The 15,383-nt window shown below is 63.0% G+C and carries 19 protein-coding genes and 3 pseudogenes; 8 read left to right on the plus strand and 14 right to left on the minus strand.

Annotated features, from left to right (window positions below; translation table 11 throughout):
• Positions 1 to 256: 256 nt before the first annotated feature.
• Positions 257 to 592: pseudogene (locus tag D3218_RS15980) on the plus strand (integrase core domain-containing protein); the annotation flags it as partial.
• 63 nt (positions 593 to 655) lie between these two features.
• The gene (locus D3218_RS15985) at positions 656 to 823 is read left to right on the plus strand and encodes a DUF2934 domain-containing protein (protein ID WP_119541084.1); all 168 of its coding nucleotides are present in this window, start codon (positions 656 to 658) and stop codon (positions 821 to 823) included.
• Positions 824 to 1,098: 275 nt separating this feature from the next.
• Here the strand turns inward: D3218_RS15985 and D3218_RS15990 are convergent, their stop codons facing one another.
• The 6 genes from D3218_RS15990 to D3218_RS16010 form a co-directional block, all read right to left on the minus strand.
• Positions 1,099 to 1,638 (minus strand): sensor histidine kinase, encoded by a 540-nt coding sequence (locus D3218_RS15990; RefSeq protein ID WP_119541085.1) that lies wholly within the window; start codon positions 1,636 to 1,638, stop codon positions 1,099 to 1,101.
• Between the two features lie 78 nt (positions 1,639 to 1,716).
• Positions 1,717 to 2,211: a hypothetical protein gene (locus D3218_RS15995; protein WP_119541086.1), complete on the minus strand. Its 495-nt coding sequence runs from the start codon at positions 2,209 to 2,211 to the stop codon at positions 1,717 to 1,719.
• A gap of 287 nt (positions 2,212 to 2,498) precedes the next feature.
• Entirely contained in the window at positions 2,499 to 2,759 is a 261-nt protein-coding gene (locus D3218_RS16000; protein WP_245415074.1) for a hypothetical protein, read from the minus strand.
• Positions 2,756 to 2,926 carry a hypothetical protein gene (locus tag D3218_RS19840; RefSeq protein WP_168990560.1) on the minus strand — a complete coding sequence of 57 codons (171 nt, stop codon included), beginning with the start codon at positions 2,924 to 2,926 and terminating at the stop codon, positions 2,756 to 2,758. Before D3218_RS19840 ends, D3218_RS16000 begins: the two co-directional genes overlap by 4 nt.
• Positions 2,923 to 3,084, minus strand: a complete 162-nt coding sequence (locus D3218_RS19845) for a hypothetical protein (protein WP_168990561.1) — start codon at positions 3,082 to 3,084, stop codon at positions 2,923 to 2,925. The genes D3218_RS19840 and D3218_RS19845 overlap by 4 nt, the downstream gene beginning before the upstream one ends.
• A gap of 95 nt (positions 3,085 to 3,179) precedes the next feature.
• Positions 3,180 to 3,398 (minus strand): hypothetical protein, encoded by a 219-nt coding sequence (locus tag D3218_RS16010; RefSeq protein ID WP_119541088.1) that lies wholly within the window; start codon positions 3,396 to 3,398, stop codon positions 3,180 to 3,182.
• A gap of 364 nt (positions 3,399 to 3,762) precedes the next feature.
• Between D3218_RS16010 and D3218_RS16015 the strand changes: the two genes are divergently transcribed.
• Entirely contained in the window at positions 3,763 to 3,972 is a 210-nt protein-coding gene (locus D3218_RS16015; protein ID WP_055889324.1) for a cold-shock protein, read from the plus strand.
• Positions 3,973 to 3,995: 23 nt separating this feature from the next.
• Positions 3,996 to 4,322 carry a hypothetical protein gene (locus D3218_RS19565; RefSeq protein WP_136625118.1) on the plus strand — a complete coding sequence of 109 codons (327 nt, stop codon included), beginning with the start codon at positions 3,996 to 3,998 and terminating at the stop codon, positions 4,320 to 4,322.
• A gap of 270 nt (positions 4,323 to 4,592) precedes the next feature.
• On the opposite strand, the gene D3218_RS16020 is transcribed toward D3218_RS19565, so the two are convergent.
• The 4 genes and pseudogenes from D3218_RS16020 to D3218_RS16035 form a co-directional block, all read right to left on the minus strand.
• Positions 4,593 to 4,967, minus strand: a complete 375-nt coding sequence (locus D3218_RS16020; protein ID WP_245415075.1) for a hypothetical protein — start codon at positions 4,965 to 4,967, stop codon at positions 4,593 to 4,595.
• Positions 4,968 to 5,022: 55 nt separating this feature from the next.
• Complete coding sequence (locus tag D3218_RS16025) at positions 5,023 to 5,232, minus strand: hypothetical protein (RefSeq protein WP_119541090.1); 210 nt, start codon at positions 5,230 to 5,232, stop codon at positions 5,023 to 5,025.
• Positions 5,225 to 5,443, minus strand: a complete 219-nt coding sequence (locus tag D3218_RS16030; protein ID WP_119541091.1) for a hypothetical protein — start codon at positions 5,441 to 5,443, stop codon at positions 5,225 to 5,227. Before D3218_RS16030 ends, D3218_RS16025 begins: the two co-directional genes overlap by 8 nt.
• Positions 5,444 to 5,804: 361 nt before the next feature.
• Positions 5,805 to 6,770: pseudogene (locus tag D3218_RS16035) on the minus strand (IS1595 family transposase); the annotation flags it as partial.
• Between the two features lie 210 nt (positions 6,771 to 6,980).
• Between D3218_RS16035 and D3218_RS16040 the strand changes: the two are divergent.
• Positions 6,981 to 7,214, plus strand: coding sequence for a DUF6894 family protein (locus D3218_RS16040; protein WP_245415076.1), 234 nt, complete (start codon positions 6,981 to 6,983; stop codon positions 7,212 to 7,214).
• Positions 7,215 to 7,465: 251 nt separating this feature from the next.
• Here the strand turns inward: D3218_RS16040 and D3218_RS16045 are convergent, their stop codons facing one another.
• From D3218_RS16045 to D3218_RS20390, 3 genes and pseudogenes are all read right to left on the minus strand, one after another.
• Positions 7,466 to 7,837 carry a response regulator gene (locus D3218_RS16045; RefSeq protein WP_342635120.1) on the minus strand — a complete coding sequence of 124 codons (372 nt, stop codon included), beginning with the start codon at positions 7,835 to 7,837 and terminating at the stop codon, positions 7,466 to 7,468.
• A gap of 4 nt (positions 7,838 to 7,841) precedes the next feature.
• Positions 7,842 to 9,710, minus strand: coding sequence for a PAS domain-containing protein (locus D3218_RS16050; RefSeq protein WP_245415087.1), 1,869 nt, complete (start codon positions 9,708 to 9,710; stop codon positions 7,842 to 7,844).
• 60 nt (positions 9,711 to 9,770) lie between these two features.
• Positions 9,771 to 10,148: pseudogene (locus tag D3218_RS20390) on the minus strand (PAS domain-containing protein); the annotation flags it as partial.
• A 570-nt stretch (positions 10,149 to 10,718) separates the two neighbouring features.
• On the opposite strand from D3218_RS20390, the gene D3218_RS16055 reads away from it, so the two are divergent.
• From D3218_RS16055 to D3218_RS16065, 3 genes are all read left to right on the plus strand, one after another.
• Entirely contained in the window at positions 10,719 to 11,678 is a 960-nt protein-coding gene (locus D3218_RS16055) for an AraC family transcriptional regulator (protein WP_119541095.1), read from the plus strand.
• Positions 11,679 to 11,874: 196 nt separating this feature from the next.
• On the plus strand, positions 11,875 to 12,435 hold the full coding sequence (locus D3218_RS16060; protein WP_168990562.1) for a DUF305 domain-containing protein: 561 nt from the start codon (positions 11,875 to 11,877) through the stop codon (positions 12,433 to 12,435).
• Positions 12,436 to 12,479: 44 nt separating this feature from the next.
• Entirely contained in the window at positions 12,480 to 13,631 is a 1,152-nt protein-coding gene (locus tag D3218_RS16065) for an alpha/beta hydrolase (protein ID WP_210209692.1), read from the plus strand.
• Positions 13,632 to 14,449: 818 nt separating this feature from the next.
• Here D3218_RS16065 and D3218_RS16070 read toward each other — a convergent pair.
• Positions 14,450 to 15,292 carry an intradiol ring-cleavage dioxygenase gene (locus D3218_RS16070; RefSeq protein ID WP_119541097.1) on the minus strand — a complete coding sequence of 281 codons (843 nt, stop codon included), beginning with the start codon at positions 15,290 to 15,292 and terminating at the stop codon, positions 14,450 to 14,452.
• Positions 15,293 to 15,383: the final 91 nt, after the last annotated feature.

A 15,383-nucleotide genomic window follows, 5' to 3' on the forward strand; every position in this document is an offset into this window, starting at 1 on the left:
CCATCGGAAACATCCCGCCAGCCGAAGCCGAGGCCGCATACTACGCCCAGCTTGAGGCATTTCCGATCGCCGCGTAGGACTCAAACCAATCAGCCTCCGGCAAACCCGGGGCGGTTCAGTCACGCTCCAAAGTGTTGTCTCGACAACCTCACTTTAGAGACCTGTTGGCCGGCCATGGCCGCCTGAGAATGCCCTGCGCCCTATCGGGCTCCGCGCATCCTCAGGCGGCCCCAGCATCCGCTTCCCAATGTGCTACGGCCCGGAGTTCATCGCCAAGGCCGTGCGCAACTGGATTGCGGCAATCGGGGCCAGGAGCGCCTTCATCGAACCGGGCTCGCCTTGGGAGAACGGCTACTGCGAGATCTTCAACTCCAGGCTCCGCGACGAGCTTCTGAACGGCGAGATCTTCTACAGCCTCGCCGAAGCCCGGATCATCATCGAGAAATGGCGCTGCCACTACAACACCAAGCGACCACACTCGAGCCTGGGCTACCGTCCACCCGCTCCAGCCGTCATGGCATGGCCGGCTGCGCTACCCCAACCCGCTTCGCCGGCCACCTCAACCATCGCCGACAAGCCCACCGTGCATTAGATTTGAACCGGGCCACCTGATGGGGCAGGCCACCCTTTGAGCAGCATAGACGGGAGATGCTGGATGGTCATCGAGGATCGGGACGCCGAAGTACGAAAACGGGCCTATGAACTGTGGCAAGCCGCAGGTAGTCCTTGGGGACGTGAGCATGAGTTCTGGGCGGCTGCTGGATTGGAGATCGAGGGAGAGAGACAGGAACAGGAAGCGATCGAGCGGTCCGTGGCCAGGTGAATGATCACCCGACGAGTGCCGCTCCCCGCCGTCCGGGCGCGGGATCGTTACGCCTTCTCGTCGGGTTCCTCGTCCACTGCCGTGGCCCGATCGAGCTCCTCGAGCAGCCGAGCCAGGTGTTCGGGGATCGTAGGATCGATGCGGTGGCTGTCAGCCTTGCACATTGCCGTACGCACCTGCGCTCGGATAGCAGGCTCAGACAGCCCCTTGGCAACTTCGCTTTTCGGCAAGATCAATCTTCTATTGGTGTCGGATCGACGATGCTGCCGGATTGGCTATGATAGTGACCCGATCATGATGTATGTGAGGCCGCTCGAGGCATAGTCCAGCGTCGCCTTGCCGTTGAAATAGGTGGGCACGACCCGCCCGACGAGGCGCGAGCCGAAGCCCGTTGTCAGGTGCTCCGCAACCGTAGGTCCATCGACCTCGCTCCAGCGGAATGAGAAGTTGCCGTCTCCTCCGGTTTCCCACGAAATCTCGACGTTCCCCGATGCGTTCGAAAGCGCGCCATATTTGGCGGCGTTGGTCGCCAGTTCATGGATTGCCAAGGCAAGCCCCATTCCCTGCTGAGCGGTAAGATCCACGCTTTCGCCCTCGACCGTGAACCGGTTGCCCCCGTCCGTGTGCGGGGCGATCGCGGCCTGAACGACATCGCGGATGTCGGTCGTCTCCCAGTTCGTCTCGGTGAGCATATCCTGCGCCGGACCGAGCGCCTGGATACGATCGGCGACAGTGTGGGTTGCCGCTTCGAGGGAAGTCGCATTGCGCAGGCTCTGCGTGACCACCGCCTGCACCATGGCCAAGGTGTTCTTCACTCGAACGGTCCGGCGCTTCAACGAATGGGGTTGCGCAACTGGCCAAGAAACATTCGATGACGTGCCCGAGACAGCCGTTTACGGGCCAAGGGCCAGCATGTCCGGACCATCGGCGCTGTTCAGAACGTCCATCATCCGCTCGGCGTCGGGCAGGCTCATCCTGCTCATATCGACATCGTTGATCGAGACCATTTCCCCCGTCGCGACGGACGACACTGTCCAGGTCCCGTGCGGGTCCCGCGCGATCGCGTAAGCAGGCGTCCTCTGGGCGCCCAAGAAAAGGTCGATGCCGAAACGCCGTGAGGGCTGGGGCGACGGCGGCAAATCGGATGCCGGAAAATCCGGACGATCGAACACCATTTCGATTTCGTCGCCCTCGAAGTGAGCGATGTCAGTGTCGATCGTGCATTGGAACCGCTTCTCGCTTTTGTCGTCGACCAGAAACCGAACGGCCGCGTCGAGAGAAGCGAACTTCCGAAACCGCAGCGACCCTTTCGGCATCTGCCGCTTGGCGGACGCGCACCAGAAGACATCGGCCGGCCGAGTGTAGTCGATCGTCTTCGCGATGCTCATTTGCCTGACCTCGCTGCGTTGTCGGGAAGGCGGATCGCCGCGGCGGCGTCCTCTCGTTCCATGCGCCCCTTCCGAAGCAGCAGGGACTTCGCACGCGTCGCCCGTGCGGCAGCGTTGACGGCCTCGAAGGTCGAAAGGGGTGCGGACGCAGAGCGTGCCGCTTTGAAGTGCCTGTTGGCAGCGTCGAGTGAATGGGAGCGGGTCATTGATCACACCTTTCAAGGAAGCATGGGGTGGTCTGCGAAAGGCAGGTCTCTTCCGCGTTGCAGATGGGGGCTCGGAACGCTTCAGTCCGCCAGTCTCAGGCGTTCGATGTTGCCTCGAACGATGGTCCGGTAGTCGCCGATCATGCTCTCGAACGATCCGCCGGCTATCGCGGCCCCCATCGCGTCGGTGAACGCATCGATCTTTTCGCGCACCATCAGGCTCGCTTCGTCGAACGCTGCCGGTCCACCAAGCCGAAGGCGGTAGAGCCGCAGGTGCATCGCCTGCTGCGACTCCATCGCCAGAAGCACGACGTTCGTGGCGGACGCGAACAGGGCGTTCAAGTCGATGATCCGTCCGTTTCGCGGAGCGTGGCGAGATCGGCCATGGCGCGCCACGTAGCCTCTGCTTCGCTGTGCTTCTTCTGCACGTTCGCGAGCGAAGCGTTGGCTGCGGCCACTCGGGACTCGTTTGCCCGATCGAGATAGAACTGCGCGAAGGAAGACTTCACGACGGCACTCCGACCGGGGAGATTGGCAGGCGGATCGCATTCGCCTGATCCTCCAGTTCCATCCGGATCCTGCGCAGCCGCTTCTCGGCCATTGAGGTGACGATGGTCCGCATCTCCGAGCTTTGAAGTCCGGGGAAGAGTTCGATGACGAGCTTCAAATGGGCAGCCCGTGTGGGAGCAAAGCGGGAAACGGACATGCAAAACCTGCTGGATGAATGAGTTCGGTGGGTTGATGGCTAGCGCCGAAGCAGGCCTAGAAGGTCTTGCCTTCCATCCAGGTATGAACCTCCTCGTCGGCGTCAGCCTTCGATCGACCCGAGCGGTCACGTACCATCGTGGCGAGTTGCTGCTCGTTGTGGATGGTCGTGACGTCGAAGCGGGTCAGGAAGGGCCAGCGCTGTCGCGCTTCAGCCATGTAGCCACGTTTGCGCGCGACGGTTTCGCCGCTCTCGCCGCCTTGGTATCCGAACATGGGACTGGCTCCGTAGGGCGGAAGCGCCAGAGGCACGGATGGTCGAGGATCTCGCCAGACCGTCTTTCTTCAACGCCCTCGCGATAGAGATAGCCCTAATCTCTCGAATATCAAACGCCGATTGCGTATATTCGCTAAAGCAGATGGATTTTTCGGTACGGCTCAGGAATTCCAGACGAGATTAATGTCCTGTCATGCTTGTAATGCGATCGGCGAAAGCGTAGCTGTCTTGGATCGAACTTTGGTAGTCGATCTTATTTTTGGCGCTCAGGCGCCCGAGCGATCCTCTTTCTCACTGTCGATCTACGCATCGGAGCGCACGCGGCGCTGCGAGCAATTCGCCTTGTTTTGAAAGGGCATCCTCATGGCTACTGGAACCGTCAAGTTCTTCAACGACACCAAGGGTTTTGGCTTCATCGCTCCGGAAGATGGCAGCACCGATGTGTTCGTGCATATCTCGGCGCTGGAGCGCTCGGGGATCCGGGGCCTCGCAGAAGGTCAGAAGGTCAGCTTCGAGGTCGTCGCCGACCGTCGCTCCGGCAAGAATGCCGCCGAGAACCTCCAGGTGCTCTGAGATGATCCGACCCATGACCACGGATGGACTGGCATGGGATCTGGAAAAGGGAAAAGGTCGGGCTCTGCCCGGCCTTTTGTCGTTTTAGGATGGTGGACCCCCAACCTGTCGTCCTGTTATGGGGCGACGAGCAGATCAAACCTTCCCCGATCTCATGGAGCCGGAACGAAGGCGAGCGCTGGCCGAGCTTGAACGAAGCGATCGCGTTCGCCATGGCCATGCGATACGATAAAGCAGCGAAAGGGCTGCACCCGTGGATCTGGACGACGAACGGCAGCATTTACTCGCCGGCCACGATCAACACCATGGCGGAAGTGCTGTATCGCAACACTCGATTGGCAGATCTTTAGACTGCTTATCCCGCTCACTCAGCCGCATACAAGATATAGAGGTGCGGGAGTTCCGGACATCCCGAGGGCGAGCGGATGAGCCTCTCGGCCAGAGTGGCTGACCTGACAGGTGGAAAGGTTCGTGCAACTACCTGTGGGACGCGGCTTGCCGTCCCTCAGTCCATCGCCGAAGCTGGTGGCGGGCTGCTCCCGATGTCCTGCCAGACATCACGCCCGCGTTAGATCTTAATGCCCCCATTCAAGGCTTCGGGAGAACTGCCGGGGCCGTTTTCAGGTGTAACGGGCCGCTCGGAAGACCGCGTCTGTCCCGAGGTCGAGCGCCTCCGCCAATGCTTCCGCCAGGCGGACATGCAACGGTATCGCTTCGTCGAGATGGTTTTCGACGATCTCTCCACGCTCCAACGTCAGCAACATCCGGGGTTCACGACCGCTGTTGTCGAACAGGAGACTGTTGTCCGCCAGTCGCAACGCGTGCGGGAGGCGACCGAACGCCGTGTCGTAGCGGCGTCGGATCACCTCTGCCGGAATGTCGTGCCCGCCGCGGGACACCCGCTCTGCCACACGAAGGACGTTCAGTTCTGGACTGTCGAGGGCGACATAGACGAGCGCCACCTCGTATCCCAGCTCCTTGCACCGCTCCATCACGGCGAGGGATTGCCTGCTGCTGAGCGTTGTCTCGTAGACGAAGCTGCGTCGGTCGTTAAGATTTTTTGTCGATCGTCTTGAGCACGACGCGCCCCGCTGCCATCGACACGGATTCCGGGTGCGCAGGGCTGATCCGCCGGGCCACGATGTCGGCGTTCACGAACTCACCCACGAGCGACAACAGCGGGTAGATCGTCGATTTGCCAGAGCCGTTGGGTCCGGCAACGATGGTGCAGAAGGCTGTGGCGCGAAGGGTCTCAGCCACGCCGTACGAAGGCGGCAGCGAGGCGCTCCTCTTCGTCGGCCTCATCAACCAAGATGCGTCGCCCGTCCGGCATCTCCTTTACGATGCCGTCCCCAAGCGAGGGGTCGCGGTAGTAGGCCGGAACCCCAGCCGTGCGTGCTCGCTCGCGCGCGATCGCTCCGGCTTGCCGGACGCGGTCCTCGTTCTTCCGCCACTTGTCGAGAAGCATCATGGTTGGAAACCCGTTTCTACACCCGACCAATATACGTGATGCCGTAGTCGTTTGCGACAACGGTTTCGGTCCGACCAAGTGCGGGCAGGTAGCCGTTCAGGATCTCGGTACGGGGCCTGCGCGGCGGATGACGGTATCGGGCGGTCGAGCGCTCCTCCCCCGCCCGCCGCATCGGCAATGCCGGGCGCGTCGGCTTGCCCCGGATGTAACGCACGTCGGTGCGCGGCCCGATCTCGTCGAGCGCGTCGAGCAGATCCATGCCCTCTTGCCGCGCCAGCGCCTTGGCCATCGACAGGCGGCCCGGCGACACCATGGCGAGGATCTGCGCCCGGTGCGCCCGTCGCCATTCGGAGGTGTCGCCAACGATGTCGCGGTAGGTGGTCCGCGGCAGCGACTGCCCGACCCCGAGGAGGCGGTCCATGGCCGACTGGAACGAGCGCCTGCGGTTCCAGCGGAAGACGAACTCGTTGAGATAGGCGTCCATGTGCTTCTCGCGGAAGCCGTGGAAGGTGCCGAGCGCCCAGCGCTTCAGGTTCGAGAAGACGCGGTGGACGCGCTCGAAGGTCACGTGCGCGGGCAGCGCGTTGCGGCCGCTGAGGTTGCGCGGCACGTGGCGGCGCGCCGGGATGCCGACGTAGGAGCCGTTCGCGTCCGTGTGCAGCGTGCATTCCGGTGCGGTGTTGGCCAGCACGAAGGGCTTGATGAACGTCCCGGTGTCCTCGGCGATCCGCGCCAGCCGGACGCGGCCGGAGGTGCGGCCCGAGCGGCGCTCGACGGCACCGATGACGAACACCTTGCCGACCGTGCTCTTGCCCTGTCCGCCCGTCACGGGATCGGTCCTCCTGCGGTACGGGAACGAGGTCTCGTCGACCTCCACCTCGCCCTCCAGCGGCGTGCGCCCCGGGTCGACCATGGCGCGGCGCAGCTTATGCAGCAGGAGCCAGGCCGTCTTGTAGGAGCCGACGCCGATCTTGGCCTGGAGCTGGAGGGCCGAGATCGAGTTCGAGTGCGTCGCCGCGAGGTAGGCGGCGATGAACCAGGTGCGCAGCGGCAGGTGCGTGCCGTGCATCACCGTTCCCGCGATCACCGAGGTCTGCCGTCGGCAGCCGGGCTTCTCTCCCTTCCCCGCGCACTGGAACAGCCAGGGCCGCGCCTCGAGCCGCCATCCCTTTTGCGAGCCGCAGTGCGGGCAGGCGAAGCCGCCGGGCCACCGCTTCCGCGCAAGGTGCTCGGCGCATGCGTAGTCGTCCGAGAACGTCGCCATGAAGCGCTCGATCGACGGCGGCTTGTCCTTCTTCCAGCGGGTCGGGAACAGGGCCTCTGACATGCCGGGACCGTAAGCCGCGGCGTCAACCCCGTCATGCGGTTTCGCTAGATATGGTTAGCGGCTGAGCGAGGGGGATAAGCAGTATCTTTAGTCGCTCACGTTTTCACAGCCACAGTTTTTTGTGTCCCATCGTGCGAATATGAGAGTTACGAAGCTCCTTATGACTCGCAATACTAAAAGAAATGCGAGCCCATTTGGGCGGAGGACATTATGCGCTTCTTCTTCGACATCCGGGACAAAGAGACGCTGATCAGAGATCCTGATGGTAGCGAGTTCCCCAACCTTAGGACTGCATGCCAGGATGCCACGCTTGCCGCTCGCGAACTGATGGCTGAAGCTCTCCTACGCGGGAAGCCGCTTGGAGGGCGTGCCTTCGAAATTCGTGACGCGAATGGAACGCTGCTTTGCACACTTCCCTTCAACGAGGCTATCCCCATAGGCTGAGTGGGGTTCAAAGCATTCATCCGTCGGCTGCTGATTGCCTGTGCCGATTTCGGGCACATCGTTACTCTTCGAGTCTTGTTCGAAACAAGTAGCGTCTGATCGGCCTGTCCGAACACGACCCGGGCGCCAAGAGGCGTCCCGAAAGCGGAAGCCCGAAAGCGGTCATCCATTCTCTCCCCTTCGGTGGTCGACAAGGTAACCCCAGCGCACGCCGCAAGATGATATCGACGGAGCCGCACAAGGCTTGGTCCTCAGCCCCTCGTCCGGATGTCCGCCCGATGCAGTGCCTTCAGCATCGTCGCACGCAGGTAAGGCTTGGAGAAGAACATACCGCCGTTCGGCACATCAGCGTCAGTGAGCCGGGTATGTCCGGACACGATGATGATGGCAATGTGCGGCCAACGCTTGCGAACCGTGCGGGCGAGGTCCAGGCCGTCCATCTCGCCCGGCATGTCGATGTCGGTGAACAGGATGCCGATGTCGTCGCGGCTCTCAAGGATCACCAGCGCCTTGGCCGCATTCGGGGCATCGCAAACGGCGAAGCCCTCGTCTGCCACCATGTCGATGGCATCGACACGGATCAAAGGCTCGTCTTCGACGATCAGCACGCAGGTGTCTGTCACGATGTCATTCATGGTCCGCAACAGGGCGCGCCTCGCTTGGTTCCGCCGACGGGGGCGTTTCTCTTGGTAGTGTCCCAGCAAGGACATAGCACAGGCCATCCGGCGTAAACGCCGTTTCCCCACTGCCGTCGAAGTATGACGGAACGATCTGGTTGGTCAGGCGCGATCCGAAGCCACGGCGTGCAGGCTTCACGACCTCGGGGCCGCCTGCCTCACGCCACTCGAAGCGGAAAGCGTCGTCCGCCTCATGCCGCCACGAGATGCGGATGTGCCCCGTCTCGTTCGACAGGGCGCCGTACTTCGCCGCGTTGGTCGCCAGCTCGTGGATCGCCAGAGACAGGCCGAGTGCGGCCTGAGAAGGAAGGTCGAGGCGAACACCCTCGATCGTCACGCGATCGTCGCTCTCGAGGTGGACCTTCAGCGCGCCGCGCACGACCTCGTGGATAGTCGCGCTGGCGTAGGTCGTCTGGCGCAGAAGGTCCTGCGCGCTCGACAGTGCTGCGATCCGCTGGTCGATCGTGACAGCCGCCTCCTCTTTGGTGTCGGCATGCCGCATGGTCTGCGAGACGATGGCCTTGACCATCGCCAGCGTGTTCTTGATCCGGTGCGCCATCTCGTTCTGGAGTTCGCGCTGCTGCTGCTCGGCCCGCTCCTTGGCGGCGATCAGCTCGTTGGCGTCGCTCAATGCCTCGGCTTGCTCGGCCTCGGCGGTGATGTCGCGGGCACTGGAATAAAGTTTGTCCCCTTCCGGGAAGGCTACCCAAGACAGCCGGCGCCACTCGCCCGCCTTGGTACGGTAGCGGTTCTCGAAGCGCAGCACCGGGCTGCCCGCCCGCACCCGGTCGAACGCGGATAGGCTTGCCCCTACGTCGTCGGCATGGACGAAGCCCTGGTAGGACGCTCCTTCTATCTCGTCCGCCCGCCAGCCGAGCGCCGCGGTCCAGGCCGGGTTGACCCGGTCGAAGAGCGTGCTGCGCATGTCGATGACTGACAGGAGGTCGGGACTGAAGTGCCAGGTTCGCTCCTGCGCCGCCGACTGCTCGGTTATGGCTACGGCCTGCGCCCGCTCGTCGGTGACGTCGCGGGCGACGCAGTAGAGAAGGCCGTTCTCCGGCACCGCCGTCCATGACAGGGTCCGGTAGCCGCGCTCCTTCGAGCGGAAGCGGTTCTCGAACTCGAACGTCTCGCGGCCCGCCGCCAGATGGCCGATCTCGGACCGTGTCTTGGCGACGTCGTCGGGATGCTCCATCCATTCCGAGGTGTGCCCGACGATCTCCTCCTGCCGCCAACCCAGCGTGCGCGTCCAGGCCGGGTTGATCGACAGCCAGATACCTTGGTCGTCGGCGACACCCAGCATGTCGCCGCTGAGCTGCCAGATGCGGTCCCGCTCGGCAGTCTGTGCCGCGACCTGCTTTTCCAGGGACGCGTTCATGTCGCGCAGCCTATGTTCGGCCGCTCTGCGAGCAATCTCGACCTCGGTACGGTCCATCACACGTCGGGCGAACAAGACCTCGTCCGCGGTCCAGGCCCGTGGCTCGTCCTGGTTGAGGCAGAACACCACTTTGAGGCGACCGCGGTCCATGAGCGGCAGGTTGACGAGCGACCGGACCGCGATCGAGCGGAAGCTCGTGGCCTGATCGGCGGTTCGTGGATCGCTGGCGATGTCGTCTATCACCACGTCCTCGCCCCGCCGCAGTGACTCGATGTAGGAGCCGTAGGTCTCGAAGTCGTGCGTGCCGGCGAGGCTCGCCTGATCCGGCGCCAGCCAGTCCTGGTGGATGATCATATGCCGACCGGCGGCGTCCATGTCGCCATAGGCCACGCGCGACAGGTCCAGTGCGGTGCCGACCGTCTCGGACGCCAGGAGCGCCATCTCGTGTGGATCGTCCAGCGTGCGAAGGCGCTCGCCGAGTTCGTTGAGGATGTGCTCCAGGCGCCGCGACGCAACGTCGATCAGGACCCCGGGAAAGCGCAGCGGCGTGCCGTCCGGCCCGAGCTCGACGCGCCCGTTCGCCTCCAGCCAGTGGTAGCGCCCGGTGTGGCGGCGTACGCGGTACTGATGGGCGTAGGCTCCGCCGCGCTGAACTGCCGCGTTGATCGCCACCACAAGCCCAGCCTGGTCGTCCGGATGGACGGTGGCGACGATCTGGGCAAGCGGGATGCCCTCGCGGCCGAGCGCTGGATCGAGGCCGAACGCATTGGCGAACGCCTCGTCGATCATGAAGCGGTCGGCGACGATGTCCCAGAACCACGTGCCGATGATGGCGCCGGCGGCTAGGGCCAGTTGCACTCTCTCCGCATCCACCATTGCCGCATCGCTCTGCCGCGCAACCCCGAGGCGCTCAGTCTTCTCAGCAGTTGGCGCCGGCTCGAAAGGCTTGGTCATGGGCGGTACTCGACGGAATGGGTCGTTGATCGCTCATGCAGACAGTGACACGCGCGTTAACAAAAGCTCTGCATCGAAGGGGTTGGCGTTGCAAGTTTGGTCGCAATGAAGCGCCCGACTAACGATCTAAACGGCAGGTTTGAACGCATATCGTCAGAAAGCGGACGATCTCCTTCCCACCCGGTCGAGCCGACCGCCTCGGCGGAAGCAAACGCTAGGAAGCGATCGGACGGGTTTCGACCCTTCTCTTCTCTACAACGTCGCCCTCCCACGATCTAAAACCGGACGCGACGCTGCTCCAACCAGCGAGCCGCTCCGTCGCCACATCGGCGAAGTTCCCTGCGGGCTGTCGGCCTCGAACGTCCAGCCGGCATCAAGTGGACAGTCGCCAATCACCAAAACTCGGGTCGGTTCTGTCCAGGCAACGACATTTGCAACAACCTCCTTTGAAGGGCGCTTAAGAGAGGTCGGACTATAGCAGCGGGGTACGCAACGATGCAGACGGATCTCCTCGATCGGCTTCTTGTCACTCTCGCCGTCAGGGTTCGATCGTTCTCGGTCTGCCGAATCCAGCAAGGATGGCGGCTGGATTTCAGTCCGTTCGACGCCATCACGATCCACTATGTCCTGCGTGGAAGCGGAAGCCTCCAGGTCGGCGACGGTCCCTGGCAGTCCTTCTCACCGCACAGCATCATCATCATTCCCTCCCGACAACGGCATATGCTCGGCGAAGCCGACGATTTCCTTGGCGAAGCGCGCGCCGAGGATCATTGCGCCCTGCATGCTGACGGGCTCGTGAGGTTCACGGCGGGGGATGGCAGTCCCGATACGCTTCTCGTCTGCGGCCAGATCGCGGACACCCATACCGGCGCCCTCGGCTTGTTCGAACTGTTTCAAGGACCGATCGTCGAAGATTTCGCTGCCAATGCCATCCTGCAAGGCTCCTTCGAGCTGATGCTTGCTGAGGTCGCGGCTCCCGGGGTCGGAACCCAGGCGATGACGGAGGTTCTCATGAAGCAGTGCCTCATTCTTCTCCTCCGGCAACACCTGACGGCCGAGACGATCTCATCCCCCCTGATGACGGCGTTTCGAGAACCCAAATTGGCGCCGGCGGTGATCGCCATTCTGGAAACCCCAGGTGCGGCCTTCACCGTGGAAAGCCTGGCAACGCTATCCGGCATGAGCCGGGCCGCCTTCGCCGAACGGTTCTCGGACGTCTTCCATCAGGGTCCGATGGAATTCGTGCAGCAGGTTCGGCTGCGTATCGCGGCCCGCCTGCTCGGAGGCACCGACCTTCCCGTCAAGGTCATCGCCACCACGATCGGCTACGCCAGCAGGAGCGCTTTCAGTCGGGCTTTCGAGGCGATGTACGCTGTCGCGCCATCGAACTATCGCCGCTTCGGCGGGCAGGAAGAGGCCGAACCCGAGCCCGTCGATCAGTCGAACCCCGCCTGACGTCATCGGCATTTGATCGAAGACCGCGCCGATTGGTGCTCCATCATCCAGATTGTGACGCCGCACGTCCAGAACGACGCGAGCAGCGGAACACGGGGGGAAAGCGACTGTTGGGCTTCGACGTCGGATGAAGCGGGGGCGCCGTGATGGTCGCGACACCCCTTCCGACTTCCCAGCGATCAACAGGAGCCGACCGATGATCACCGACAGACGATCCATGCTGACAGGCCTCGCAGTCGCCGTGGCCAGTCCCCTCGCTCTTGCGACTCTATCGAGCCGGGCATTTGCCGCCATTCCGATGATCTCCCCGATGGATCTCAAAGCACCTTTGGATTTCTACGGCAGCGTTCTTCCGCGGGCCGAGCTTTCGCTCGCGACGTCTCAGATCGCTGTCGGCATGGCGACCCAGAAGAACACGATGGAGTTCGCCGGCTTCGAGCTCGGCGAAGCGATCACGGTGAACATGGTGCTGAAGGATCTTGGCGCGATGGCGCCGAAGATGGACGGCGACACCATGATGGTGGTCGAGACGATGAAGACCGCCGAGAAGGGTCGTGCGTTCGACGAGGCCTACATCGCCTTGCAGCTCAAGAACCACGAAGAGCTCCGCGATCTCGCGGACGCCTTCCTGCACAACACGGCGGGCGGCACCGATCCAGACGTCAAGCAAGGCCGCCATCTGGCGTCGCTGATGCTCGCCGTCTTCAAGGAGCACGTGGCGATCTGCAAGCGCATCACCGGCGAGCTGAAGGCTTAACGCCGCACCGTCCTTTTCCCGTCCTCGATTGCGAGTATCAATCCATGATGTCGATCAACACCAAATCTGCCCTCGCATTCAGCCTCATGGCCGGCGTCGTGATGACGTCACCGCTGGCAATGGCGCAGGGTGCGACGGCCGAGAAAGCCGCCGACGCCGCTATGTCGGACAAGCCGTCGGTCGCCGAAAGCCCGGACAGCGGCACGATGAAGCGTGCTGACCAGGAGGACATGGCCCTCTTGCTCAAGAAGTTGCAGGAGCTTGGCGTCAAGCCGATCGAGTCCCGCACCGTCGAAGAGGCACGCACGCAGCCGACCCCAGCCGATGCCGTGAAGGCTGTCCTCAAGGATCAGGGTAAGGATCCGATGGCCTTGATGGCCGCCATGAAGGTGTCCAAGAAGGACATGACCTACCCGACCGCCAACGGCACGCAGCCGATCCGCATCTACACGCCGGACGGCGCCGGGTCGGGGCCGTTGCCGGTGATCGTCTATTATCACGGCGGCGGCTGGGTCATCGCGAACATCGACACCTACGAGTCCTCGGCCATGGCGCTTGCCAAGAAGACAGGAGCGATCGTCGCCAGCGTGGAGTACCGGCATGCGCCGGAAAACAAGTTCCCGGCGGCACACGAGGATTCCTTCGCGGCGTATAAGTGGGTGACGGAGCATGCCAGGGAGTTCGGCGGCGATCCGAAGAAGCTGGCGGTCGCGGGCGAAAGCGCCGGCGGCAATCTGGCGGCCAACGTCGCCATCATGGCGCGGGACCAGAAGATCCAGGCGCCGCTACACATGCTTCTCGTCTACCCCGTGGCGGGCACCGATATGACCACGCCGTCCTACATCGCCAACCAGAACGCGATGCCGCTTTCGAAGGGCGCAATGGGATGGTTCGTCGACAAGACCCTCGGCAAGCCCGAGGACGCCAAGAGCCCGATGCTGAACCTGACGACGATGGCCGATCTCAAGGGCCTGCCGCCGGCGACGGTCATCACTGCCGAGATCGATCCGCTCATGTCGGAAGGCAAGATGCTTTCCGAGAAGCTCGCGGCCGCCGGCGTCAAGACGACCTACCAGAACAACGAGGGCGTCACCCACGAGTTCTTCGGCATGGACGCCGTACTCGACGATGCTAAGCGCGCACAGGACTTCGCCGTGAAGGACTTGAAGGAAGCGTTCGCGGCGAAGGCTGAATAAAACGAACGATCGAGAGAATTTCGACACCGGCATCGGGATCATGTGTCCCGGTGCCTTTCTGTCTATGAACCACAACCTCCTGCCAAGGCAGGTCGCGGCGTTAATGACAGCGAGCGTGAGCGGACTCAGCCGCGACACTGTCGCTATCGCGAAACGAACCTGCCGAGAGTGGGCATATCAGACGGGTCGCTACGCCATGCCAGCGCCGCACGCTTCCCCATTGCCGCAACGAACTATCTCCCCAGCGGCTGAGCATCGAGCGGAGGGGGAACGGCGGTTATCCCACTCAATCGTCCGAAAGCTGTCAGTCCGCTTTCCACCCCTGACGGACTACCGGAAGCGTCCATCGGTGGCTCGTGATCTACAGACGTCTAGGGTTTTGATGCGGATTTCAGCAAGAACGTTCCCGTATCGCCCATCAACTCCGCAGGCTGCATACGGACCGTCGATTTGAAGTGTGGGATTGGCGGACTCGCTTCACCATGGTCCGTGTGACCTCGACGTCCGACACTTACGAACTCCCTGTTGGATTCGAACGAGGCCTGGGCAGCGAGGCAAAAGCACCTTCCGTCGAATCCAACCATGAGTCCGCGTCAAGCCGGCACCGAGAACCTTCCGATGGTCCTCCTCGAACACCTTCGTCCAGACCACGACATTGGCGACGCCCGTCTCGTCCTTGATCGTGGCGACGATGACGTCCTTTGCCGAGCTCGGCCGCTGGCGGCCGAGGACCGGCTCGGCGACTTTTATCCAGCGTCGACCCCGTAACGATACTGCAGCCGCGCAGGTGATCGGACGGCGTCGTGGACAAACGAACGCTAGGACTTCGGGCTGAGGACAAAGTCGAAGTCGGCGTTCCAAGGGCAGTCCGGATTCTGGGAATGCTGGTAGTCGACGATCAGCGATTCCTTCACACCGAACACGGCGTCGCTGGCGATGTAGGGATCGCCGGCCACGAAGATGTGCGTCGTGACCTTATCGTAGCCCATCGCCCCTACGAGGAAGTGCATGTGCGCGGGTCGATACGGATGGCGGCCCAGACCCGCCAGCATCTTGCCCACGGGCCCGTCGTCCGGGATCGGGTACGAGACCGGCTTGATGCTACGGAACGAGTAGCGCCCGTCCTCCCCGGTGCGGAAGATGCCGCGATTGTTCATGGGCGGCTGGATGTCGGGCTGCTGGACATCGTAGAAGCCCTCGTCGTTGTCGGACCAGACGTCGACGAAGGCCCCTGCGATCGGCTGTCCCTGAAGGTCCACGACCCGCCCCGAGTAGAGACAGAGTTCGCCCTTGCCGTCGAGCGAGATGGTGTCGCCCATCGCCCTCTCCGGAGCATCCGCGACGTGGAACGGCCCGAAGACGGTGTTCTCCGTGGCACCACTTGGACGCCGGTGATTGATGGCATCAACGAGCATCGACACGCCTAGCGCATCGGAAAGCAGGATGAACTCCTGGCGCGAGTCGGAGCAGATCTGTCCCGTGCGCGTGAGGAAATCGATAGCGTACTCCCACTCCGACTCGGTGAGTTCGACGTCCTTCACGAAGGCGTGGAGGTGCTTCACCAAAGACTCCATGACGCGCCTGAGGCGCGGGTCCGCCTCGGGCAAGATCCGGGCGTTGACGGCCTCGGCCGATCCTTCCTCGGTGAAATAGACCTTCATGGAATTCTCCCTGTCGATGATGGACGGCCGCTCGAGCCGTGCTTCGTCGGGGCGGCATCGCCCTGCCCCGACGCTTCCAGACGGACCGTCC

Source organism: Aureimonas flava (assembly GCF_003583935.1).
GTDB lineage: Bacteria > Pseudomonadota > Alphaproteobacteria > Rhizobiales > Rhizobiaceae > Aureimonas > Aureimonas flava.